Annotated in this window: 18 protein-coding genes; 14 read left to right on the forward strand and 4 right to left on the reverse strand. The window is 45.5% G+C overall.

Annotated features, from left to right (window positions below):
• The first annotated feature begins 74 nt into the window (after positions 1–74).
• From fliL to MRK00_16150, 9 genes are all read left to right on the forward strand, one after another.
• A complete protein-coding gene (gene fliL / locus MRK00_16110) occupies positions 75–554 on the forward strand; it encodes a flagellar basal body-associated protein FliL (protein ID MDR4518895.1) in 480 nt (159 codons plus the stop codon).
• A 12-nt stretch (positions 555–566) separates the two neighbouring features.
• The gene (gene fliM, locus MRK00_16115; protein ID MDR4518896.1) at positions 567–1,544 is read left to right on the forward strand and encodes a flagellar motor switch protein FliM; all 978 of its coding nucleotides are present in this window, start codon (positions 567–569) and stop codon (positions 1,542–1,544) included.
• Between the two features lie 16 nt (positions 1,545–1,560).
• On the forward strand, positions 1,561–2,055 hold the full coding sequence (fliN, locus tag MRK00_16120) for a flagellar motor switch protein FliN (GenBank protein ID MDR4518897.1): 495 nt from the start codon (positions 1,561–1,563) through the stop codon (positions 2,053–2,055).
• A gap of 123 nt (positions 2,056–2,178) precedes the next feature.
• Positions 2,179–2,505 (forward strand): flagellar biosynthetic protein FliO, encoded by a 327-nt coding sequence (gene fliO, locus MRK00_16125; protein MDR4518898.1) that lies wholly within the window; start codon positions 2,179–2,181, stop codon positions 2,503–2,505.
• A gap of 30 nt (positions 2,506–2,535) precedes the next feature.
• The gene (gene fliP / locus MRK00_16130; GenBank protein MDR4518899.1) at positions 2,536–3,294 is read left to right on the forward strand and encodes a flagellar type III secretion system pore protein FliP; all 759 of its coding nucleotides are present in this window, start codon (positions 2,536–2,538) and stop codon (positions 3,292–3,294) included.
• Between the two features lie 19 nt (positions 3,295–3,313).
• Positions 3,314–3,586: a flagellar biosynthesis protein FliQ gene (fliQ, locus tag MRK00_16135; GenBank protein MDR4518900.1), complete on the forward strand. Its 273-nt coding sequence runs from the start codon at positions 3,314–3,316 to the stop codon at positions 3,584–3,586.
• Between the two features lie 98 nt (positions 3,587–3,684).
• Positions 3,685–4,482, forward strand: a complete 798-nt coding sequence (fliR, locus tag MRK00_16140; GenBank protein ID MDR4518901.1) for a flagellar biosynthetic protein FliR — start codon at positions 3,685–3,687, stop codon at positions 4,480–4,482.
• A 203-nt stretch (positions 4,483–4,685) separates the two neighbouring features.
• The gene (locus MRK00_16145) at positions 4,686–6,677 is read left to right on the forward strand and encodes a hypothetical protein (protein ID MDR4518902.1); all 1,992 of its coding nucleotides are present in this window, start codon (positions 4,686–4,688) and stop codon (positions 6,675–6,677) included.
• Positions 6,678–6,711: 34 nt separating this feature from the next.
• Positions 6,712–8,208, forward strand: coding sequence for a DUF4139 domain-containing protein (locus MRK00_16150; protein MDR4518903.1), 1,497 nt, complete (start codon positions 6,712–6,714; stop codon positions 8,206–8,208).
• Between the two features lie 47 nt (positions 8,209–8,255).
• Here the strand turns inward: MRK00_16150 and MRK00_16155 are convergent, their stop codons facing one another.
• The 3 genes from MRK00_16155 to MRK00_16165 form a co-directional block, all read right to left on the reverse strand.
• Positions 8,256–10,109, reverse strand: coding sequence for an ATP-binding cassette domain-containing protein (locus MRK00_16155; GenBank protein ID MDR4518904.1), 1,854 nt, complete (start codon positions 10,107–10,109; stop codon positions 8,256–8,258).
• A gap of 652 nt (positions 10,110–10,761) precedes the next feature.
• Complete coding sequence (locus tag MRK00_16160) at positions 10,762–11,769, reverse strand: hypothetical protein (protein MDR4518905.1); 1,008 nt, start codon at positions 11,767–11,769, stop codon at positions 10,762–10,764.
• Positions 11,770–12,142: 373 nt separating this feature from the next.
• Positions 12,143–12,541, reverse strand: a complete 399-nt coding sequence (locus tag MRK00_16165; GenBank protein ID MDR4518906.1) for a hypothetical protein — start codon at positions 12,539–12,541, stop codon at positions 12,143–12,145.
• 294 nt (positions 12,542–12,835) lie between these two features.
• Between MRK00_16165 and MRK00_16170 the strand changes: the two genes are divergently transcribed.
• The 5 genes from MRK00_16170 (at position 12,836) to MRK00_16190 (ending at position 20,082) form a co-directional block, all read left to right on the forward strand.
• A complete protein-coding gene (locus MRK00_16170; protein ID MDR4518907.1) occupies positions 12,836–13,591 on the forward strand; it encodes a protein-L-isoaspartate(D-aspartate) O-methyltransferase in 756 nt (251 codons plus the stop codon).
• A gap of 9 nt (positions 13,592–13,600) precedes the next feature.
• Positions 13,601–16,027 (forward strand): SAM-dependent methyltransferase, encoded by a 2,427-nt coding sequence (locus MRK00_16175; GenBank protein ID MDR4518908.1) that lies wholly within the window; start codon positions 13,601–13,603, stop codon positions 16,025–16,027.
• Between the two features lie 260 nt (positions 16,028–16,287).
• Positions 16,288–16,914 (forward strand): tail fiber protein, encoded by a 627-nt coding sequence (locus MRK00_16180; protein MDR4518909.1) that lies wholly within the window; start codon positions 16,288–16,290, stop codon positions 16,912–16,914.
• A 163-nt stretch (positions 16,915–17,077) separates the two neighbouring features.
• Entirely contained in the window at positions 17,078–17,986 is a 909-nt protein-coding gene (locus MRK00_16185) for a sel1 repeat family protein (protein MDR4518910.1), read from the forward strand.
• Positions 17,987–18,231: 245 nt separating this feature from the next.
• A complete protein-coding gene (locus MRK00_16190) occupies positions 18,232–20,082 on the forward strand; it encodes a carbamoyltransferase (protein MDR4518911.1) in 1,851 nt (616 codons plus the stop codon).
• Between the two features lie 508 nt (positions 20,083–20,590).
• Here MRK00_16190 and MRK00_16195 read toward each other — a convergent pair.
• Positions 20,591–23,797, reverse strand: a complete 3,207-nt coding sequence (locus MRK00_16195) for a hypothetical protein (protein ID MDR4518912.1) — start codon at positions 23,795–23,797, stop codon at positions 20,591–20,593.
• Between the last annotated feature and the right edge of the window lie 72 nt (positions 23,798–23,869).

The raw sequence follows: 23,869 nt of genomic DNA on the forward strand, positions 1-23,869 counted from the left end.
CTTGTTATTTACCATATCACGCAATGTAGACATCTTTCATAATGCATGTCATCAAAATCAGGAGAAAACAAAATATGTCAGACGCAGCTGTAGCAGAAAATAAGGGTGGCGGTAAAAAAGGAATCATCATTATGGCATTGATCGCAATCATTGCAATTGGTGCGGGCGCAGGTGGGGCATGGTTTTTTATGCAGGGACAGCCGGAAGATGAATACGAACCCGCACGCCCTAAGAAAATACCTACCGCATTCAAGGAATTGGATATTTTTACGGTTAATTTGCAACCCGAGGAAAGAGGCCAGTATCTGCAACTGGGGCTTACTGTGAAAATTCGTGACACCGATGTGTCCAGCGAAATTGATCACAAAATGCCTGAAATCCGCAACCGGATTCTGTTGTTACTGACCAGCAAGACTTCAAACGATATCACCACGCTGGTCGGTAAACAACTGTTGAGTTCAGAAATAGCGGACGAAATCAGAAAATCAATGGATTCCGAAATGCTTCGCGAAGAAATTCTGGAAGTATTATTTACTTCATTTGTTATTCAATAAAACCCAGGCATCATGGCTGAAGATTTTCTCTCACAAGACGAAGTAGATGCACTGTTAAAAAGTGCAACGGGTGAACAAGATGAAGAGAAACAAGAAGACGATAATTCCGGTATCCGGACTTACAATCTCGCAACGCAAGAGCGTATTGTCCGTGGCCGCATGCCCACCTATGAAATTATCAACGAGCGCTTTGCGCGCCAATTGCGTGTTGGGTTGTTTAACTTTATTCGCCGGACAGTTGATATTGCAGTCGGAACGGTAAAGGTAATCAAGTTTAGTGAGTTTATACGCAACCTGGTGGTTCCAACCAACCTGAACATGATTCATATGAAGCCGTTGCGCGGAACCGCCCTAATGGTATTTGAGCCGAATCTTATTTTTTTAATTGTCGATAACTTGTTTGGCGGCGATGGCCGTTACCATACACGCGTCGAAGGGCGGGACTTTACCGAAACCGAGCAACGCATTATAAGACGCCTGCTGAATGTTGTTTTCGAAGAATATGAGAAATCATGGAAACCGGTATATCCGATTCAGTTCGAATACATTCGATCAGAAATGAACCCACAGTTTGCATCCATTGCAACACCCAACGAAGTGGTTGTCTGTGTTTCCTTCGATCTTGATTTGGGCGGCAATGGCGGGGAATTTCATGTATGCATTCCGTATTCAATGGTTGAACCGATACGCGATTTACTTTACAGCTCATTACAAGGTGAACATATGGAAGTCGATAATCGCTGGGTCAGGTCCTTGTCAAAACAAATCCAGGGCGCCGAAGTTGAACTGGTTGCAAACCTCGGGCAAGCCAAGGTGACATTCGAACAAATCCTCAGTATGCAAGTCGGCGATGTGATCCCAATTGTTATTCCGGAAACAGTAATCGCACAAGTTGACAATGTTCCGGTTATGGATTGCCGCTACGGCATCATCAATGGCCAATATGCGCTCAAGGTCAACGCGATGCTTGCCCAAACCGAAACTGAATAACCAACCGGAGACTTAAATGTCAGATAACGCAGAAGAACAAACCGAACTCGACGACTGGGCGGAAGCAATGGCCGAGCAGGAAGCGGCCGAAAATGAGGCGGCTAAAAATAGCCAAACCGATGATAACGCATCGGAGGAGAACAAGCCCGGTGACACAGAAGGTGAAAATAACGATTTCCCGGGTGCGCAAACAGCCAACGCAACTGTTTTCAAAGAATTTTCCAAGGACGGTGTCTTAAGCAGCACGCCAAACGATATCGACTTGATTCTAGATATTCCGGTTCAGCTCACTGTAGAACTTGGACGCACCAAGATCGCGATTAAAAACTTACTTCAACTGGCCCAGGGCTCGGTTGTCGAACTGGATGGACTGGCAGGCGAACCGATGGATGTACTGGTCAATGGATGTCTTATTGCCCAAGGCGAAGTGGTGGTTGTAAACGATAAATTCGGTATTCGGCTAACAGATATTATTACACCCAGCGAAAGAATTCGTAAACTTAACCGATAGCACCGGCATGCCATGTTAAAACCACTCTGCATTTTTTTTACACTCACCTTTCCATTACAGGTATTTGCTGAAACTGCTCAGAAAAGTCCCATACCCACAGGTTCTGTTCTCGCAGCCGAAAGCATGACTAAAATGATTTTCAGTCTGGTATTGGTACTTGTTATTATCATTGCTATTGCCTGGATGTTAAAGCGCTTTGCGATTATCCCGACAACAGCAACAGGCCCTATCAAAATTGTTTCCGCCGCAAGTGTAGGTCAACGTGAACGCGTTGTTATTGTCGAAATCGAGGATACCTGGCTGGTTCTGGGCGTCGCGCCCGGGAAGGTCAACACGTTACACAGCATGGAAAAATCCGCATCGATTTCAAGCGACAAAACACTAAAAATTGCAGGCGGGCAATTCTCGGAAGCGCTGAACAAAAGTATCGAAAAAAACACAAAAAATTAAATATTTCACTTGTGGTTTTGATCAATCAACATGCACAATAAAATACGTCAGTTTTTAAAATTTACCGTCCTTATCCTTTGCTGCGGGGCATTGCCAGCTTTTGCGCAACAATCCGGATTTCCCGCGTTCACCAGCACCCCGGGCACTGACGGCAGTTCAACGTACACACTCAGTTTGCAAGCGTTAATACTGCTGACTTCGCTTACATTTTTACCGGCAGTTGTGTTAATGATGTCCAGTTTCACGCGCATCATTATCGTCCTGTCGCTATTGCGAATGGCATTAGGCACACAATCCTCACCGCCGAACCAGGTGCTTATCGGGATTGCCCTATTCTTAACATTTTTCATCATGTCACCCGTTATCGATCGGGTATATGACGAAGCGTATATTCCCTTCTCGGAAGACAAAATTGATATTATGGAAGCCGCAGAAATCGCCAGCGTTCCACTGCGCACATTTATGCTGCACCAGACAAGGGAAAGTGATCTGGCATTGTTTCTGCAAATTTCAGATCATGATGATATTGATTCGCCTGAAGATGTGCCTTTCAAGGTATTGGTTCCGGCTTATATCACCAGCGAGTTAAAAACGGCTTTTCAGATCGGCTTTATCATCTTTATCCCGTTTCTGATCATTGACATGGTTGTTGCCAGTGTGTTGATGTCCATGGGTATGATGATGCTGTCCCCCATGATTATCTCACTCCCGTTCAAGCTGATGTTGTTTGTTCTGGTTGACGGCTGGCACTTATTGATTGGTTCGTTGACGCAAAGTTTTTTTACATGACAAGAATAAAGGACACGCCATGACTCCGGAAAATGCAATGACTATTGGCCGACAGGCGCTAGAAATTACCTTCATGATTTCCGCACCATTATTACTGGCTGCGCTGATCACAGGTTTGATAGTCAGCATCTTCCAGGCCGCAACTCAAATCAATGAAATGACATTATCATTTATTCCAAAATTACTGGTAATGTTTTTGGTTATGGCGATAGCAGGCCCCTGGATGCTCAATATCATGATGGATTATATGCAAAGACTATTCACTGGCATTCCCTGGCTGGCAGTCAGTTAAATGTGATTTCGAATACTTCAATACATAAACCTATTATTCGTATCACGCAAAATTTCTATTAAAACTGTTTACTGATAAGACTATACATCACGCGTTAAATGATCAGTATAACTACCGCCGAACTGAACACCGTCATGGCATCTTTTTTTTGGCCACTGTTCAGGATACTCGCACTGATTGCCAGCGCACCGATTTTGGGAAACCCAAGCGTTCCTGTCAGAGTTAAAATCGGCCTTGGCATATTGATTACTTTACTGGTTGCACCAACAATTGAAGCGCCACTGCCTCAAATCGACCCTTTCTCCGGGATGGGGTTCATGATTCTGATCCAGCAAATCATCATAGGTGTGGCGATCGGATTTGTCATGCGCATTGTATTTGTCGCAGTGGAAATGGCAGGGGAAATTATCGGTTTGCAGATGGGATTGGCGTTTGCCATCTTCTTCGATCCACAAAGCTCCGGCCAGGTTGCCCTGATCGGTCGTTTCCTGGGCATTATTGCGAGCCTTGCGTTTCTGGCCATCGACGGCCATTTACTCATGATCGCTTTAATTGCACAAAGCTTTAATACACTGCCCATCGGTCCAGACGGCATCACAGCACCGACATTCAGCCTTTTGGCCGAATGGGGCAGTGAAATTTTCAAATCCGGGTTGCAATTGGCCTTGCCGGTTCTAACGGCGCTGTTGATCACCAACCTCGCACTCGGCATATTGACGCGCGCCGCACCACAACTTAACATTTTTGCAGTTGGTTTTCCGCTCACATTATCGATTGGTTTTCTGATGCTTGCTTTAAGCATCACTTTTTACACGCCGATTCTGGAAACATTGATTCTTGAAGGATTTGAATTCATGTCAAGTATGGTCAATGTATCGAGTATCGACATCCCCTGATTCCTACTCTCATCCTGAAAATTCATAGATTTTGAACAGTAATACTACGGTTTTTTTCATTTCATATACTCGTCCTTCAAAATAAGAAATAGACTGCATTTTGTCTTTTATCGTAACAGTAGCTTTTTTTAAAACTGATAGAATGTTTTTAAATAATCAATAATTCCGGAAATGGGTTACTGCGGTTAACGGCATGTAATAAAATGACATTCAAGTCTCGCTTACTACAAACATTGCGAAAAAAATCACCGACTCAGGATTCCCTGGACGGCATGGCTGCTGATGTGCCCAACAATGATTTATATTTTTTGGATTCGCCTAAATCGTCTTCTTATCCCGCCTCAACCTACAGCATGACTGTTACTGAACTCGACGAGGAATACAATTCAGTTCACAAGGAGCGTTTGATCGCCGAAGACCAGGCCATAAAAGAAGCGCAGAAACGGTTAGAAATTGAAACAAAAGCCAAGGTTGCAGCAGAAGCCAGAGCAAGAGCAGAAGCCAATGCCCGTTTGGCGGCCGAAGAAAGGCTGAGAGAGGAAACAAAAGCAACCGAGGAAGCCAGGGCTCGCGTACAGGCGGACACACTCGCAAGAAACGAAGCCTATACTAACAGGCAACGGGACAGTCAAGTCAGGCATCTTGCTGAAGAAAAAATAAAGGCTGAAAAGGAACTGGCGGTATTGCTTCATACCAAAGTTAAAACGGAATCCGCAATTGTTGAAGAAGCTCAAGAGCGCGTTAAACAAGAAGCAATCGCTTTGGACAAAGCAAACGAGCAACTGCTTGCAGAAAAAAAAGCAGCGGAAATTGCCAAAGCGAGTTTGAAAAAAGCCGAAGAAGCACGCTTCATAGCGTTGGATTTAATCGAATCCGAAACCAAAGCCAAGAGACTGGCTGAAGCTAAAATCCAGGAAAATGAAAAGCTGCTCGCCTTGACACAAACAAACGCTGAAACTGAGCAAAAAAAATTAGAGGAAATACAAAAACGTACAAATCTTGAATCTGAAATACAACAACAAATCGCAAAACGCCTTGAAGCAGAAACCAGAGCCAGAGAAGCAGCAGAAGCCAAGCTGAAAGCGGAAACCGAAGCCACGCAAATTGCACTGGAAAAAGCACAACAGGAGTCTCAAGCGGTAGAAGCCGCGCAGAAACGCGCGCAAATGGACGCTGAAGCGACTATCGCAGCACGGGACAAAAAAGATGCTGAAAAAGTTGCGATGGAAATTTCCACTTCGATTCTGGAAAAAGAAGCCATTGCTGCTCAAGCCATTAAATCGCGGATTCAAATCAAGTCACAGTTGTTAGAGGAAGCAAACCGGCGGATGCAGGCAGAATTGGATGAAAAATCAGCTGCTCTAGCAAAACTTCACGCCGAGCAGCAGGCCAGCTCTGCTGTTGAACACAGGAAAACTGCTGAAATTGAGGCGGCACGGGCGGCACAAGCCAGCTATGAAGCCAATCAAAAAGCCATGGCGGAAGCACATGCACGTACACAGGCAGATATTGCTGCCCAAAACGCAGCCCGGAAAAAAGCTGAAGCTGAAGCACGCGCCCGTGAAGCAGCGGAAGCTCAAACCAAGGCAGACCTCTTGGCCGCCGAAGAAATCAACGCCAGAACAGACATCGATCAACGCCTCGCTGCCGATGCGGAACTTCGCGCCAGGGTAATTGCCGATGCAAAGCAGGCAACCGCAGAACGTTTAAAAACAGAACAAAAAATTACCGAACTTGCGGTTACTCGCGCGCAAGCAAAAATAGCTGCCGCCAATAAGGCAAAAGCACAGCTTGAAGCGGAAAAAAAAGCAACCGAAATCGCAATTGCCAAGGCCAATGCCGAAACTGCCGCACTGACAATGATTGAAGAACGCGTTGCCCTGGAGGCAAAAGCGCTTGAAGAAGCCGCTCAACGTGAGGCAGTCGAACGTATGGCCAATGAAGCACTCATCGCCAGAACCGAGGAAGACAAAAGAGCAACTGCAGCAGCAACAATGAGAATACGTGATGCCCTGGCTGCAGCACAATATTCCCGCACACAATCAAACATTCCAACACTATCGCCAGAAAACGAAATCAAGTCAACCCATCAAATGACTGATGGGTTAGCTTCCAATACAACATCCAGCTTGTTGGAAAACAATTCGGAACCTTCCATCGATATTGCAATTACCCGAAATTCGCGCAAGAATTAACAGAATTCCCTCTGATCACATGTAAAGAATGGTTATGAAAAGAATTCTTTCGCGCTATAAACCTAATTTAATTAGTTTGAGTTGCTTTATCCTGTTGACCGGATTGTTTGCATTGCTGACAATCACCCGTATACCGGCTGCTTCCGCGTCCAGTGAAACAATCGTAACCCGTGAAAATCAGACAGGAATAGCGCTCTCACTCTATCAGCAGGATCTTGCATTAATCCAGGATACGCGCCAAATAACACTTAACGACGGCGCAAATACCCTGTCCTGGCAGGAAATTTCTACCCAAACAAAACCTGAAACTGCATGGCTCAGTCATGTAGCCGGTTCTGAACAAATCAGTATCATCGCACGGCACTTTGATTTAGAACCGCTGACACCACAGAATTTGCTGGAAAGCTTTGTTGGAAAATTGATTATCGTCATTCGCACCAACCCTGTCACCGGCGAAGAACTCAGGGAATCGGCTACTGTGCTGACGACAAACGGCGGAGTTGTACTCCAATTTAAGGACCGGGTTGAAACCGGCATACCGGGACGCCTGGCTTTTCCAGAAATACCCGGTAATTTGCATGACAAGCCGGCAATGATTATTCTGCTGAACAATTCGGCAACTGAAAAACAAGAAAAACACACATTTCAGTTGACCTATCTGACGCACGGACTGTCATGGCAAGCCGATTATATTTTAAAACTCGGTTCGAATGAAACCCATGCTGATCTACTGGGGCTTGCCACACTTACCAACCAAAGCGGCATTGACTATCATAATGCACAAATTCAGCTCATTGCAGGAGATATTAATCAGGCCAGAACCGTCAGGGCACCCGCCGCAAAACGGTTAAACAGGGAAATGGAATTGATGAGTGCAACATACGCTGACCTGGATACCGAACCGCTTTCTGAATTGCATCGCTATACCCTGCCTGGCAAAACCAACTTAATGGACAAACAAAGCAAGCAAATTGTATTCATGTCCGCAAACGGAATACCTGTAGAAAAAACTCTGGTTCTAACCGGACAGAATTATTATTATTCAAGCTACTATCATCCATCGGAACAAAAGCAGTCCGTCGAAGTTTTCATCAATTTTCGCAATAGCGGCAAAGGACTTGGCGTCCCTTTACCAAAAGGTGTAATACGTGCATACACCCAGGAGAAACAGAACGATCTGCATTTTGTCGGCGAGGACACGATTACACATACCGCCAACAAAGACATAGTTCAACTAAAACTCGGTCACGCTTTCGATGTCACGGCCGAGAAAAAACAAACCGATTTCAAAAAAATCCCGTCGCCCGATCAAAATATCCGTCAATTTGAATCAGCGCATCAGATCACCCTGAGCAATGCAAAGAACAAAACCGTTACAGTAATTGTCCGCGAGCCGATACCGGGTGACTGGCATATGCTTAGCGAATCGCAACGGCATCGAGAAATTACGTCCAATCTGGTCGAATGGACAATCGAGTTGCCTGCCGAAAGCAATGTTGAGTTAACGTACCGTGTCCGTACCATGTTATAAAAACTGGAGCGCCACAATTTAGTTATTGGAACGTGACTGGTAGCGCCCTACTCGTCCAGAGCCATTTCAAGCTCGAGCCAGCTTTCTTCCAATTCAGCGACTTTCTTTTCCAGTTCGGCATGCACGACACCTAATTGATCAATCTCTTCGCGCGTACGCTGCGCATAGGTTGCCGGGTCGGCGAGTTGCCGGCTTGCTTCGGCGAGTTCTTTCTGGGCAACATTGAGTGCTGCTTCAAGTTTTGACTGTTTGGACAGCAATGCTTTCCTGTTGGGCCGCACGAGCGGTTTGTGTTTGGTTTTTGCCGCAGCCGTTTGCAATTGCGGTTTTTCGGCTGCACGCCGTTTATCGATCCATTTTTTATAGTCTTCCAGATCACCTTCAAACAACCGCGCCTGACCATCGGCAACAAGCCATAATTCATCTGCAACGGCGCGCACCAGGCTGCGGTCGTGTGAAACCAGCACCACTGCACCGGTATACGCTTCCAGCGCTAGCGTCAACGCATCACGCATATCCAGATCCAGATGATTGGTCGGTTCGTCCAACAACAGTAAATCCGGTTTTTTCCACGCGAGCAACGCTAACGCCAGACGGCTTTTTTCACCACCCGAGAAAGTCCCCACCGGTCGGTTTTCGGCATCGCCACCCAGCCCAAAACGCCCCAGAAAACTGCGTAATTCCAGTTCGGTCCTTTTTGGCGCCAACTGCTGAAGGTGCTGAAGCGGCGTTGAACGGGCATCCAGATTATCCAGCTGATGCTGTGCAAAATAACCGATACTGATATTTGGCGACAATTCTACTGTACCGTGAACAGGGATGATTTCACCGGCGAGTAACTTGATCAGCGTGGATTTTCCAGCGCCGTTTGGCCCCAGTAGTGCTATCCGCGCGCCCGCTTGTAAAATCAGCTGAACTTTCTCCAGCAGCGGCTTGCCTGTGTAACCAATACTGACATGATTAACCCGTAGCAACACATCCGGACTGCGTTCGGGCGCGTCAATCTGCAAAGCAAAATGACCATTCTCAATATGCGCCGGCGTTATACGGGTTAACCGCTCCAGCGCCTTGATCCGGCTTTGCGCCTGTTTCGCCTTGGTCGCCTTGGCGCGAAAGCGGCGGATGAAATCCTCCATATGCGCAATCTGCTTCTGCTGTTGCTGATAGGCCTGAGTCTGTTGTTGCCAGCGCTCGGAACGTGCTCGCTCGAAATCATCATAATTACCGGTATAGGAATCGATCTGCCGGTTATGGATATAAGCGATGCGGTCAACGCAGGCATTCAAAAATTCGCGATCGTGCGAAACGACGATAAAGCTACCCGGATAACGCATCAGGTACTGTTCCAACCAGAGTATCGCTTCCAGATCCAGATGATTGGTCGGTTCATCGAGTAATAACAAATCTGCGCGATGCATTAAGGCGCGCGCCAGATTCAAACGCATGCGCCAGCCGCCGGAAAATTCATGGACCGGTTTATGCATGATATCGCTGCCAAACCCAAGCCCATTCAACAATTGCGCCGCCCGCGCCTGTGCGCCGTAACCATCTATTGCTTCATAGCGCTGTTGCGCTTCAAACCAGACCGCATCATGCGTTTCCCGCGCCAGTAGTGTTTCCAGACGGCGCAATTCCACATCGCCATCAAGAACAAACGCGATCGCTGGCTGATTTGAACTGGCGATTTCCTGTTCGACAAAGGCAATGGTTTTACCCGCCTGAAAGTCCACTTCCCCGGCATCCGGTTTGATCTCCCCGCGTATCAAACGGAACAGCGTTGATTTTCCGCACCCATTCTTGCCAACCAGCCCGACATGCTGTCCCGCAAAAATCTGTAGATCACAGTTTTGCAGCAATGGCGCGCCCCCCTGAAGATAAGTCAGCGATCGGATATTCAGCATTGGATAGGTAAAACGAAAAAAACAGCTATTCTAATAGATCAACCAGTTAAGTTTAAGAAAATCGATTGATTAAAATGGATCAGAGGAAAAAATTTTTGTCATCTTGTCGTCACAATTATGTCAAATATAAAACGATAAACAACAGTAATTTACCCCGTTTTTTTCACTTCTTTGTTGAAATTTTTTGTGGGTCGGGAGCATAAAAAAAGTCATTTCACTGCAAAAATGACTTGACAATTGCAAAGAATCCACATTTTTTATGATTTACTTTCATGATTTACCGCAAACACCGATAAATACTGGCATTTATAATAAATCATTGATTTATATCAATAAATAAATAGTGCAAAAATTAATCGGATTAAAAAAAACCGTTATGAACGGGTAAGTTAATGACAGAATTTACATCCTGTCCACAAAGTTATCCACAGATTTTGTGGACAAACCATTTCAATAAAATCATTTTTTGTTTTTTTATAATAAATTGTGAACAAACCGATTTTGATTCCACCCAAATACAGGGGGCTAGAGCGTTTTCTTTTAGTATGCGATCTTGTCCTCAGTGCGAACAATCCGTCTCTTCCCAACGCTAATTGTGTATCTGACCATGCTAAGACATTCACTCTGTTACGGGAAATTTTGCCATCGTCACTTACTCCGGTCTTTTACCTGATCCACGTATCGTAAATAGTTTTGAAATAGCGTCAAACCAGAATGGCGCACCAAGTGTTCCGGCTAATGCCGTCAAAAGCCAGCCGAGCAAGAAGAAACGTGTATCTTGCTGTAGTAGTAATAGCGAACTTGATTGCTCAGAGATGTTCCAGCCGATTGGTAGCCCCAAGTGTCTAAATTCATCAATTTTAAGATTAATTGATTTAACTTCCTGTAAAAATTCATCCTCTATGGTTTTACTTGAGTCATCGGCATTCACTTTCTGGGTTGTACTCATTTGATCAATGGCTTGCGTCCTTCTCATTTCAAATTCATTCGCCTTGTAAGAAAGTTTTTCTGCAACTTGCACGAGTTCATCAACCTGCGCGGGATTTCTTTGCAATTGCTGTGCAATATAGATTGAATCAACATTAAACAAAGCAGCAAGCAATAATCCGAGTATAAACATAATCATCTGGGTTCGGCGTTTATACCAGCCACCCACCCTGTCCATAACCGCATTAAAATGGTTTTCAACCTTGGATTTGAACTTTTCCAGATCATCATTCGCCTCGTCGAGCATAGGACCGAGCAATTGCCCCAGCGGTAAAGTCCGGTCGGACAACTTTTGGCGCAGTGACTCTGGAGAACCATTGCTGGATAAAACTTGCACCAGCGCCGTGGAGAAGGTCGAAGGTGAAATATAGGATGGCCTTGAACTGCCCGGCGGTGATAACGTATTGATTAACGGATGTTTGTATAAAGAATGTGTTAATTGCGCTTCGGAAATCGCTCCAAATCCAAGTTTACGCTGCGCTTTTTTGAACCACTTTTTAACACCGGTTCCGGATTCATCAGGTAACTCTCCGAGCATCATGAGTATACCTTCGAATAAAATCCTTCCACGCATTGCAAGTATTTGAACGATCAGTTCGTTGACACCACTAACGAGGCTGGAAAACAACGCATAAATCAGGAAAATTGCAATAATGATTTCGAGCATTTCCATTTCAACTCCTCTACTCGCTAAACCGGATGATGCTTTTTATAGCCTAAAGAATATCTGATCGGACATCGGATATCCAGTTGTTTTTTGATGGATTGCTTCGATTCGGCAAAGGTTATTCGATCAAAAATCAGTGAACTCTAAAATTAAGCGCTTTAAATCAATCAAGGCAAGAACAAAACAGGTTGACACGGCATATCTTTGCCATGCCAGAAGCCGTTTTCTGCAAACAACAAAGAATTGTAACAATGCAGAGTTAGCCGTCAATCCGCACTACAGATGCTCTCCTAGCCGCAGAAAACTGCATCTAAAACCGTAGGCGCGTTCAATTCATAACAATTCGCGTTAAGATCCAGCAACGGATATAATTTTCTAGTTAATTCTCTTCATCGCAGGCCACTTTCCACTCAATTTCATCCATACTCTCCGGCTGCACTCTCTCCCACCGTTGCGGCTGATTGTAGGAGCGAAGCAAGTCCCCTTTTTCCATGTTCCAGCTGTATAAAGAAAATGTCAATGTTCTTATCCCTGCTTCTTTACAGTTATAGTTACGCCGAATTTTTTTAGACAAAAATTGGGTTCCGGAAGCTTTTTGTTCAGTATGATAATCATACAAAACCCACATCCTGACCCGACCGCCTGCTTTCTGCACCGATGTTAAATCAGCATAGACGGTGTACCCCCCATTATCATCACTTTCGCCGATTTGGGTCCATTCAGCTAGCACAGCAGTACTGGGAAGAATAAACGCCAGAATGATCAGTAGTTTTCTCATAACAGTTTTTGTGCGTATCGCAAGCCCTTAGCTGCGATAGAAGCAAAATATTTAGTTTTGATTTTTCAAATGTTGATATAAATGCGATTATCTTGACCCAATAACGTCAGTACTGGGTGACACCAAAGCATTCTTCTATCGATGAATTTTTACAAAACATCAGATTCATTCAAATTACCAGAGTTTAATTAAACGTTCAACAACGCCAAGCCATTCTACAACACAACCCCGAATTGAATTCAATCAATACGGCCATACATCAATGAAAAGATTTCAAAAAACTCGAGGGTCAACATGAATCAATATCTTTTTTTACCCTACCCGTCATTTCTGGCAAGAATGACTTGTTTGTTTTCAGTTTTTATCGTTAGCCCGGTCATAGCCGAAGATCTTTATACGATTAAAAGAACAGGAATGATTCAAGCAATCGAAGCGGATGTACGTGTAGGTTACGGCAATCTGGAAAAAGACGACCTGGACGAAAATGTCATTAAGGCCCTGGGCAAGGTACCGCGCCACGAATTCGTGCCGAAAGGATTACGACATGTCGCCTATGAAAACAGGCCATTACCAATCGGCCATGGTCAAACGATCTCGCAGCCTTACATTGTGGCCATTATGACCAACTTATTGAAAGTCGGAAAAAATGATCGTGTCCTGGAAATCGGTACCGGCTCAGGTTACCAGATTGCCGTACTCGCCGAACTGGTTAAAAAGGCATACAGCATAGAAATCATAGCCCCGCTTGGCGAGCAGGCAAGAACCCGTCTGGAACAACTCGGTTACGATAATATTGAACTCAAAATTGGTGATGGCTATTATGGCTGGGAAGAACACGCGCCCTTCGATGCCATTATGGTAACGGCGGCTGCCAGCCATATCCCGCCACCCTTGATCAATCAACTCAAACCAGGTGGACGGATGCTGATTCCCGTTGGTTCACGGTTCGCAATTCAGGAATTGTTGTTGATCGAAAAATCAAAACACGGCGAAGTCAGTACACGGCAATTACTGCCTGTTGCATTTGTGCCGCTCACTGGAAAACATTAGTTCATTTCAATGGAATCACGACCACCGTTTTTCACAATCGCAGTGCTGTCGTCTGCAATGCTGGCGTATGAAATATTGCTCATGCGACTGTTTTCCATTATTCAGTGGCATCACTTTGCATATATGATTATCAGTCTGGCGTTGCTCGGTTTTGGCGCCAGCGGCACCTTTATTTCCATCTTCCAGAAAGCTTTCACAAAACGATTTTCGGTTTTTTTTCTCACCAACACCACGCTGTTTGCAATAAGCAGCATGGGTTGCTTTCTTGCAGCACAATCCGTACCGTTCAACCCGGATGAAATTCTTTGGGATAAGCAGCAATCGTTGCAATTGTTCGGAATTTATCTATTGCTTGCACTGCCCTTTTTCTTTGCCGCCAATGCCATTGCGCTGACCTTGACCAGTTACCATCGGCGTGTCGCAGGTATTTATGCTTTTGATTTGTTTGGCGCCGGACTGGGCTGTCTGGGCATCATTCTGTTGCTCTTTGTTGCCATGCCCCTGCAGGCTTTGCTGTTCATCGGCTTGATGGGGCTGGCAGCCACCGCCTTGGGCGCATGGGAATTAAAGATTAAAGCACGCAGCCGGATTGTTGCCGCATTGATGCTGACAGGTATCGCAATGGCCGCCGTTGATCATCACATTGAATTACAGCTGTCCCCCTACAAAGAATTGACGCAAATGCTGCGTATCCAGGGCACGGAAGTTGTTAGCGAGCATTCCAGTCCATTGGGACTGCTCTCGGTCATACAAAGCCACACCATACCCCTGCGTCATGCGCCCGGATTAAGTTTGAACGCCACTGGCGAGCCACCCGAGCAAATTGGCGTTTTTACCGATGGCGGCGGCATGACGGCCATTACCCGGGAAACCGGCAACCCGGCTGATTACACCTACCTCGATCAAATCACTTCGGCAGCACCCTACCACCTTTTTCAGCCCGCACATGTTCTGGTGCTCGGGGCAGGCGGTGGCAGCAGTATTTTGCAGGCGCGCTATCATGCAGTACCCCGCATTGATGCGGTGGAACTGAATCCGCAGCTCATCAACCTGCTACGCAACGATTATGTCGACTTCACAGGCAATCTGCTGAACACTGAAAATATACGTCTTTATCAGGGAGAAGCCCGCGGATTTGTAAGCGATTCAGGCACACAATATGACCTGATCGAAATCGCGTTGCTGGATTCATTTGCAGCATCTTCGGCTGGTTTGTTCGCATTGAATGAAAGCTATCTGTATACCGTTGAAGCGCTGCAGGACATGCTGAAAAGACTGGAACCCGACGGCTTTCTGGTCATTACACGCTGGATTAAGCTGCCGCCACGTGACAGTCTCAAACTATTTGCAACAGCAGTTGATGCGTTAAAAAAATCCGGTGTAGAAAATCCAGGTGAGCGGCTCATGTTTCTGCGCAGCTGGCAAACCGGCACGTTATTGATAAAAAACAACCCGATTGTCCCAGACGAAATAGAGGCGCTTAAAACATTTGCTCATGCACGTTCCTTTGATATTGACTGGTACCCCGGCATTCATCCGGAAGAAACCAACCGATTCAACCGTCTGGCAGATTCTTATTTTTATCTGGCTGCAAAAGCCATACTCGGCGATGCGCGCGAAGCTTTTTTCGAACGCTATAAGTTTGTATTACACCCTGCCACCGATGACCGCCCCTACTTTTTCCATTTTTTTAAATGGTCTGTACTACCGGAAATATTCTCGCTTCGGGAAAGCGGGGGGGTGTCACTGCTGGAAGGCGGCTATCTGGTACTGGTCGCTACGCTTGTTCAGGCAATCGTTGCAAGCATTATTCTGATTTTGCTGCCATTGCGCTTCATTGCAAAAGATACACACCCAGAAAACACAGTCAGCAAAATCCGGACGGTCATGTATTTTTCGGCAATCGGACTGGCGTTTTTGTTTATCGAAATTGCGTTTATTCAGAAATTTATTCTGTTCCTCCACCACCCACTTTACGCGGTCGCTTTGGTATTGACGGCTTTTCTTATTTTTGCGGGTCTCGGCAGCGGTTTTTCCAGACAACTATTGAATTCAGACAAATCCCGGTTTGCCATCACTTTTTCGATAACGGGAATACTCTTATTCGGTATGCTGTATATGCTGTTGTTACCGAAAATTTTTGGTTATTTCATGTCATCCGCAATCATGCTCAAAATTCCGTTGACAATACTACTAATCGCCCCGCTGGCTTTTTTTATGGGCATGCCTTTTCCGCTGGCGCTGGCAAAATTGAGTAAAATCGCACCGGGCATGATCCCGTGGGCTTGGGGAATTAACGGATGCGCTTCGGTTGTCAGCGCAGTACTGGCCACATTGCTCGCAATCTCAATCGGTTTTAATGCTGTCATATTGCTGGCGCTGATACTTTATGGTCTGGCTTGGGTTAATTTTCCTGCAAATAGCCTGCGCAGTTGAATCCGCTCATTATCTCAGCCCAGACTGGTGAGGATCCCCGCAAACCGCCAACACTGGCGCCTGGACCCGGCATTCCAGTTTTGATGAACACAGTCTTGCTTGGATTTACATTTTGGCGCAGAATGAAAGCCTGGGCGTTATATCCTGAATAATCTGGCATGCTGCCATGCCAGTTTTTTTGGATATATCAAGTTACTCTATTCATTTGATTGAGTACACGCTTAGAATCAATTTTGTGCATAACTAAGACAGGAGTTATCATGGTATATCCTATCCGCCGTACTGTTTTATCCATTGCAATTGCTGTTTCATTCATCTTCGGAGTCATAGCCAGCAACAAAGCTCAGGCCTGTGCTGGCACTGAGCCCATGCTGGGCGGCATGTGTGTTTTTGCCGGTAATTTCGCACCTCGTGGTTGGGCTCTGGCGAATGGCCAGCAAATACCCATATCCGAAAACCAAGCGCTATTTTCGATTCTGGGCACAACTTACGGCGGCGACGGCAGGACAACATTTGCCTTGCCGGACACAAGGGGCCGTTCTGTCATCGGCGCAGGACATGGGCCTGGATTAACCAATTATCCTCTCGGACAACAGGGTGGACTTGAAACGGTTACACTCAATCAAGCTCAACTTCCGGTTATCACACCAACGGCAACTGTTCATGCACAAAGTGGGGACGGCAGCAGTTCCGACCCGACCAGCAATACCTGGGCCGTGCTCAGCCGTCAGAATATTTACTCGAGCTCTGCACCGAATGTCGACATGAATCCAGCAACCGTTACAATTAATTCATTTGGCGGTGGACAAAGCCATGAAAACCGCTCGCCATTTATTGCAATGAACTGGATTATCGCGCTTCAGGGCATTTTCCCGTCACGCAACTAATCCTTTTTTCTTTATAATCCAAACAGGCCGCCGGAAAAAACTCCGGCAGCCTGTTTCTAATGCGGTATTGGATTCATAGAATAAAATGCATTGTTCTGAAATCATATGTAAAATTTTAAAATTTTTAGCACTTTTTTCCGTTGGATTATTAGCAACTTCGGGTTTGTGCGCTCAGCAAATAATCGATACCCGCAAAGATATAGCCGAAGCGCAGCAATGGCTAACAGCTGGCAAATACCAGGAAGCCTATGAAGCCTTTCATTTGCTGGCAGAGCAACAACAAGATCATTTGGCGCAGTTTAGCTTGGGTCTTTTCCACCAGAATGGATGGGGAGTGGCAATTGATCAAAAAACGGCCTGTCACTGGTTTGAAAAAGCAGCCAACGGCGGCATTCCAACCGCCAGTCATTTTTATGCCGAATGCCTGCAAAATGGTACACATCAACCTGTCGATTATGTCGCAGCCATGAAGTGGTATCGGGAAGCAGCCGATCAGGGACATCTCATCTCCTTGTGTTCCATGGCCGAGTTAACAATGCAGGGCAAAGGCGTGCCTAAAGACCCACAACGCGCACTAAAATACTGCCAACAGGCTGCTTCCGCCGGTTCGATTCCCGCCCAGTTAAGAATGGGCTATTTTTTTCTGCAAGGCAATGAGGCGATTCACGATCCACACCAGGCTGAGGTCTGGTTTGGTTACGCTGCAGAAAAAGGCGCTTTGGAAGCATTTCACCAGTTGGGCGTGATCAACCTAAATTACCTCAACGATCTTGCACGCGCACTATACTGGTTTGAATCAGCCGCGAGTCAGGGATTTTTACCCGCCTATTTTCCAACGGCTCAACTTTATTTCAATGCACCAGTATCGGAAGAAACACAAATGCCAACTGCCGAAAACCTGGCTAAGGCCTATTTATGGCTATCCACGACACGGCAGTTGTCAAGAAACGAAGATGAACTGAACGATACGATAAGAATGCTGGAAAAGGTTGAGCAAATCATGCCCGATGGCTGGAAAAAAGATCTTGACCTAAAAATTTCCAAACACCTATCCAAATTTTATCAACACTAGAAAATTTTAGCGCTTTACCAATTTGATATTGCCGCTTTTGGTGAGCCTGTCAGTGTACATGGCAATTTCAATCATCCGATGAAACTTATCGAACCACCGCATTGACTATCCGGCTTTTTATAATGAAAAATGCACACGCTCAAAATTAGATTACCCATCACCCTTGGAATTTAAACGTGTACTTTATAGAAAAACTGCTTAAAATTCTGTCTGATTTTAGTTGACCATTACAGAGATTGTCCACCATGAAACTCGCGAAAACCATCCTGGGTTTGTCTGCCTATTACCATGATAGTGCCGCTGCAATTATTGTGAATGGCGAAATTGTGGCAGCTGCACAAGAAGAACGCTTCACAAGAAAGAAACATGACTCTGCATTTCCTAAAAACGCTATCAACTACTGCTTAGCTGAAGCTGGATTGGCCATGAGCCATATCGATGAAGTCGTCTTCTATGATAAACCTCTGCTCAAGTTTGCACGAATTTTGGCTACTTATCTTTCTTATGCACCACAGGGATTACATTCATTCATGACGGCAATGCCAATGTGGCTTAATGGAAAGCTTAATCTAAAAAACACTCTTAAGAGAGAACTAGCAACATTCGCCAATCTTGATAGAAAACAATTGCCCACCCTACTTTTCACTAAACACCATCAATCTCACGCAGCTTCAGCATTTTATCCAAGCCCATTTGAGAAAGCTGCAGTATTATGCATGGATGGCGCGGGCGAATGGGCAACGACCACTGCATGGCTCGGTGAAGGTAACTCTCTCACACCGCTTTGGGAACTCGACTTCCCGCACTCGTTGGGCCTTCTTTACTCTGCATTTACTTATTACACAGGTTTCAAGGTTAACTCCGGCGAATACAAACTGATGGGATTAGCCCCTTATGGCGAGCCAAAATACGTCGATTTAATTTTGGATCATCTTATCGATCTCAAGGATGACGGTAGTTTTAGGCTGAACATGGAATATTTCAATTTTTGCACCGGCTTGACTATGACCGATAAAAAGTTCGACCAACTATTTGGTGCTCCACGCCGCAAACCCGAAGGAGAGCTCACTCAACACGTGATGGATCTGGCGGCTTCAGTTCAAAGAGTGACAGAAGAAATAGTATTACGACTGGCAAAAACCATCCGCATAGAAACTGATTGTGAATTTTTATGCCTAGCCGGAGGTGTGGCCTTGAATTCCGTTGTGAATGGAAAACTATTGCAATCTGGAATCTTCGAAGATATCTGGATTCATCCTGCTGCGGGTGACGCGGGCGGTGCAATCGGTGCCGCGCTGGCATCGTGGCATAGTCGACATAATGCGGATCGCACGGTGAAATGCAAAGATAGCATGAAAGGCGCATTTTTGGGACCCATGTTCTCGAGAAATGAAATTCGTGAACGATTGGACCACCAGGGGGCTGTCTACCAAGAACTGGAGGATATTGACTTGATGCCCATCTTGGCCAACATACTCGCTGACGAGCAGGTGGTAGGTTGGTTTCAAGGTAGAATGGAATTTGGTCCCCGCGCTCTAGGCGCGCGCTCAATCATCGGCGACCCTCGCTCGGCCACTATGCAGTCGGTCATGAATCTCAAAATCAAGTATCGGGAATCATTTCGCCCATTTGCTCCATCGGTACTTAATGAAGATGTCGAGCAATATTTTGAGCAAGACAGGTCATCGCCTTATATGTTAATCGTGGCACCGATAGCCGAAGCAATTAAAATCCCAATGACCGAAGCACAATCAAAGTTGATTGGCATCGAGAAACTAAAAATTCTGAGATCGACGCTCCCATCGGTTACGCACGTTGATTACTCGGCTCGAATTCAAACAGTTCATTCCGATACAAATCCGCGCTTTCACCGATTGATCTCCTGTTTCAAAGAAAAGACGGGGTGTAGTGTTCTTATTAATACATCATTTAATGTGCGCGGCGAACCCATAGTTTGTACTCCCGAAGATGCATACAGCTGCTTTATGCGAACTGGAATAGACTTCTTGGTGATCGAGAATTTCCTGCTGGAAAAATCCAAGCAGCCTAAGAAGGCAAAGGACGAAACCTGGATGAAAGTGTTTGAGTTGGACTAAAAATGCAATCGCCACTGGAGCATATAATAGAGAGGAAACGGAACGTTAAAGAACTTCGTAAGTTTGGACTAGGCTTAGCAGGGACCCTAGCGCTTTTTTTTGGGTTCTTGGTCCCCTGGATATTGGAAGTGGTGACACCGAAATGGCCTTTTATTACATCGTGCCTTCTGGCTGCAATTGCTCTTCTTTTTCCTGCCTCACTCGGCCGATTACATGCAGTCTGGTTGTGGTCTACAAAAACAATTGGCTGGATCAGTATGTACATTATACTGTATCTCATTTTCTTCATTTTCTTCCTACCTGCTGGTTTGTTAATGAGGATATTCATAGACCCTATGCACCGGAAACTAATCAAGGGAGCAAGAACCTATCGAACTCCTTCCCGCCAGATAAAACCAAAACACATGGAGCGGTCATTCTAAGGGTTGAAATTTTCAAAGGAATTATGGAGACTAAACTGACAATTACAGCCTTTAATTGTACATATCACTTATTTCTAATATCGTCTTTAGTAAAACTGCCTATTGAGTCGAATAATCTCAGCAATTATTTCCTGGAAAAGCTCTCGTGAACACCTAGGTTCAATATTGCGTGCGAGCAACTTAGCCAGCAGTTTCGCCCTGATATGCTTGTGCTCTAATTCCGAAGTCACTTGACACACCAATTTATTCGATGGTGATTCAACACACGCTTGCGCTGATTGCCATTGCTGCTTAATCCTCAAAGGCATGCCTGCTGAGTTAGTTTTTTGAGATTCGAACACAGTGGGCATAATTTTTTTTCTGAACAGTTGGTTTAGGCCATCAACCAGTTTTTTTGACACAGCACCTGTCTCATGAAATTGTTCCTTAGGCGTCATCGTCTTTAGCTTCTGGGGCCAGGGCTGCTGATCTTCCTTCAGAAGGATGTGTTCCCCTAGGACCAGGATATCTATGTTATATTTCATAAAAGTACTGTATGCATCAAAAGGCGTACATACAGTACAACCTTGAGATGATTCAAAATTGGCTGTGGCGACAACCTCGCTATCAGTGAGAAGCTCCAAACGCCGGATAATAGCGTAAATATTTGGACTTGCTGTCTCGTGGATTACTCGCCCCCATACCGCATTTCCCTCAAGCGTTGTATTATCGTCAGAGGTATAATTACTCTGGCTACCCAGCTTTTTTGGCGCAAGTTCCAACTTCGATTCAGCAAGAGGTAACGTTGCTTTACCCCAACACTGCATGTGGCTCGAGAAAGGGCTTCCACTTGGAATTGCGACCGTCCATTCCCAATCTGATTGATGACAGTTGTTGGATAACAAGCGAAGGGGATTTTGCGCAGTTTTCAAACTCCCCAGGATGAGTCTATCTCCAGCGTATTCGGAACTCACACCTAAACGTCCAGAAAAATGGCCTATCACTTTTCCATCAGCAATCATCGCCGCCAATTGATTTGTGCGCTCCTCAACACAATATTTCCTGGATGGGTAACCGAAGGTATCTATAAATGCCTCAATCTCCTGATTTGAGTACTCTGGGCCTAATATCCCGGGTGATCGACTGAACTCACTAGAAAGACTCGATGCTCGATTGACACCCAAGTATTCAAACGACGCTAGAAGAGCAGCACCTACTGCTGAGCTTGCATTGCCATCAAATGGCTGATACCAGATATTGTCAAACATATTGGCCTCCGCCAGTGCCTTAGGGACATCTGGATCGTTGACCAACGGGCCAGCTACGCACAAGTTCCGGAGTCCTGAGAGCTCGTGGGCATATTTTGCTACTTGTACTATTACACTTGAAATCACAATTTGCGTGGATTTTGCCAGGTTCGCTCTCAACTTATCATCATTTTTGGATTTTCTGCTCTTCATCTCAAAAAATCTTTCCAATGGCGACATAGTTGCATTTTCATTCCAAGCATCGAAAAAATAGTCGGGATTCAATTCGATCGAACCGTTGTCCTTCATTTCCAATAAATTGCTGAAAATATTTTGCACAAAAACGGGGTCGCCACGCAGCGCCAGACTCCATAGTGGCTCCTTGGCGCCAGTGTTTTCGCCTGATATGAGATTCGCCATGGCCGATTTGAATGTCTGTAATGCGTGTGATGCAGAATATTCTTTAAGCAATTTTATCCCTGTCTTGCCTCCCTGCGCGATTATTATTGATTCATCTCCAAAATTTATCACTGTGGCGTTAGAGAATGGTGAAGAGTAAAATGCGTTCGCACATTGCGATGCAAAGCGCGCGCTCTCTAGCATTAGACCATCATATTTGAGATGTTCTCGAATTACAGGATAGACATTGAGTTCACGCGATACCCAATCAGACATTTTATTAATCCACGCCCTCCTGCTGGTGTTTGAAAAGAGTTTCTTTGTCTCTAGCTTGAAATCCGAAGATAGTTCACAGCCATAAACAATGGCCGAAAGATCGTTTTGGCTAATCTGCGCCTCTTCAAGGCAGTAATTAACGGCCAGATTTGGAAACCCTCGCTCGCTTATACCGCGCTTAAAGCTACTCTCCTTGGCGAATGCAATTATTTTACCGTCAAGCACAAGGGCTGCGAATGCATCTGCGCTACCAAATGCCAATCCAAGTACAAATTTGCCAGCGAACTTTTTTTTCTCCACTCCGCTTATGTTTCGTAGTTCGGTAATGGAATGCTCGCCCAACAATTTCCTTTCCCGAATATCCGCAGCAAGTATTCGCGCGATTTCTTGGTGCCCAAATGGGGAGTAATGCGTGTCCACAGGAAAACAAATCGCCTTCCGTTCTGCAAGCGTCTTGTTAGCATGTAACGCATTCGTGATAGCACTAACAAAGAGCCCTCCGGCAGGGTCTTCCAAAGACTTGTAGAGGGCGTCATGGACTGGCGCTAATCGATCGATGTAATAGTGATATGTCGGTAATGGCACCACAAGAATCGGTATGTCTGGAACCTCTGCCCTCAATTGCCTAATTAGAGCAGATAGAAGTGTCCAACCAGCACTCTTTTCATCAAGATAATCTTCATAAAGTTGCGTGTTTGAAATCTGGTACGCCAATGCTCGTAAACGCTCTTTCATTCCAGGTAACAGGTGCTGTACTAAACCCCGATATCTTTCCAATCCCGACAACCTTAATAGTCGCTCCAAAATCGGCGCCTCATTAACAGACTCAGTGTATTGGTGACTGTCGCTTTGTGAAGGCTCGGGACGTAGTCTAGGAACTGGCACATGATGTACCTTAAGGCGGCCTTGCTCAAATGTGAAGTACGGCTTAGGTACCAAGACCATCTGTTCCGAGATTCTGTCCTTAGATGGTCTGTGAGTTAGCTTAATCCGCTCGATATTGTGTAACGGTATTCCCCAGATAATCAGGTCCGCTTCTACTTCTCTACCAAATTCGCGAAAACAAAGTAAATGCTGATCCGGCGCCGACCCAGACACACCATAGTTATACACCTCGGCACCTAAAGCCTGACCTAAAAGTTCCGGGTAACGCTGCTGACCCGCACAACCTTCACCAGCTGTAAATGAGTCCCCAAATACCAATATTCTAGGTACAGAGCTTCTTTCCGCTTTAAATTCCAGGTCTGATCGAAAGCCAGAGGAATTGGTGCGAACCAGATAGCCTCCAGTCTCATGAGGTACTCGAGCGACTATATTTGAAACATAACGGTGGCCAATTTTAGGATCAAATCTCATCAACATTCGATGAGTGGAATCGTTAAGAAGAAACATTGATGCATTCCGAAACTGTAGATAATTCCATGAAAAACGCGAGAGGAACTAGCAATTATACAATATCACTTA

Origin of the sequence: Nitrosomonas sp. (genome assembly GCA_031316255.1) — a bacterium.
Lineage (GTDB): Bacteria > Pseudomonadota > Gammaproteobacteria > Burkholderiales > Nitrosomonadaceae > Nitrosomonas.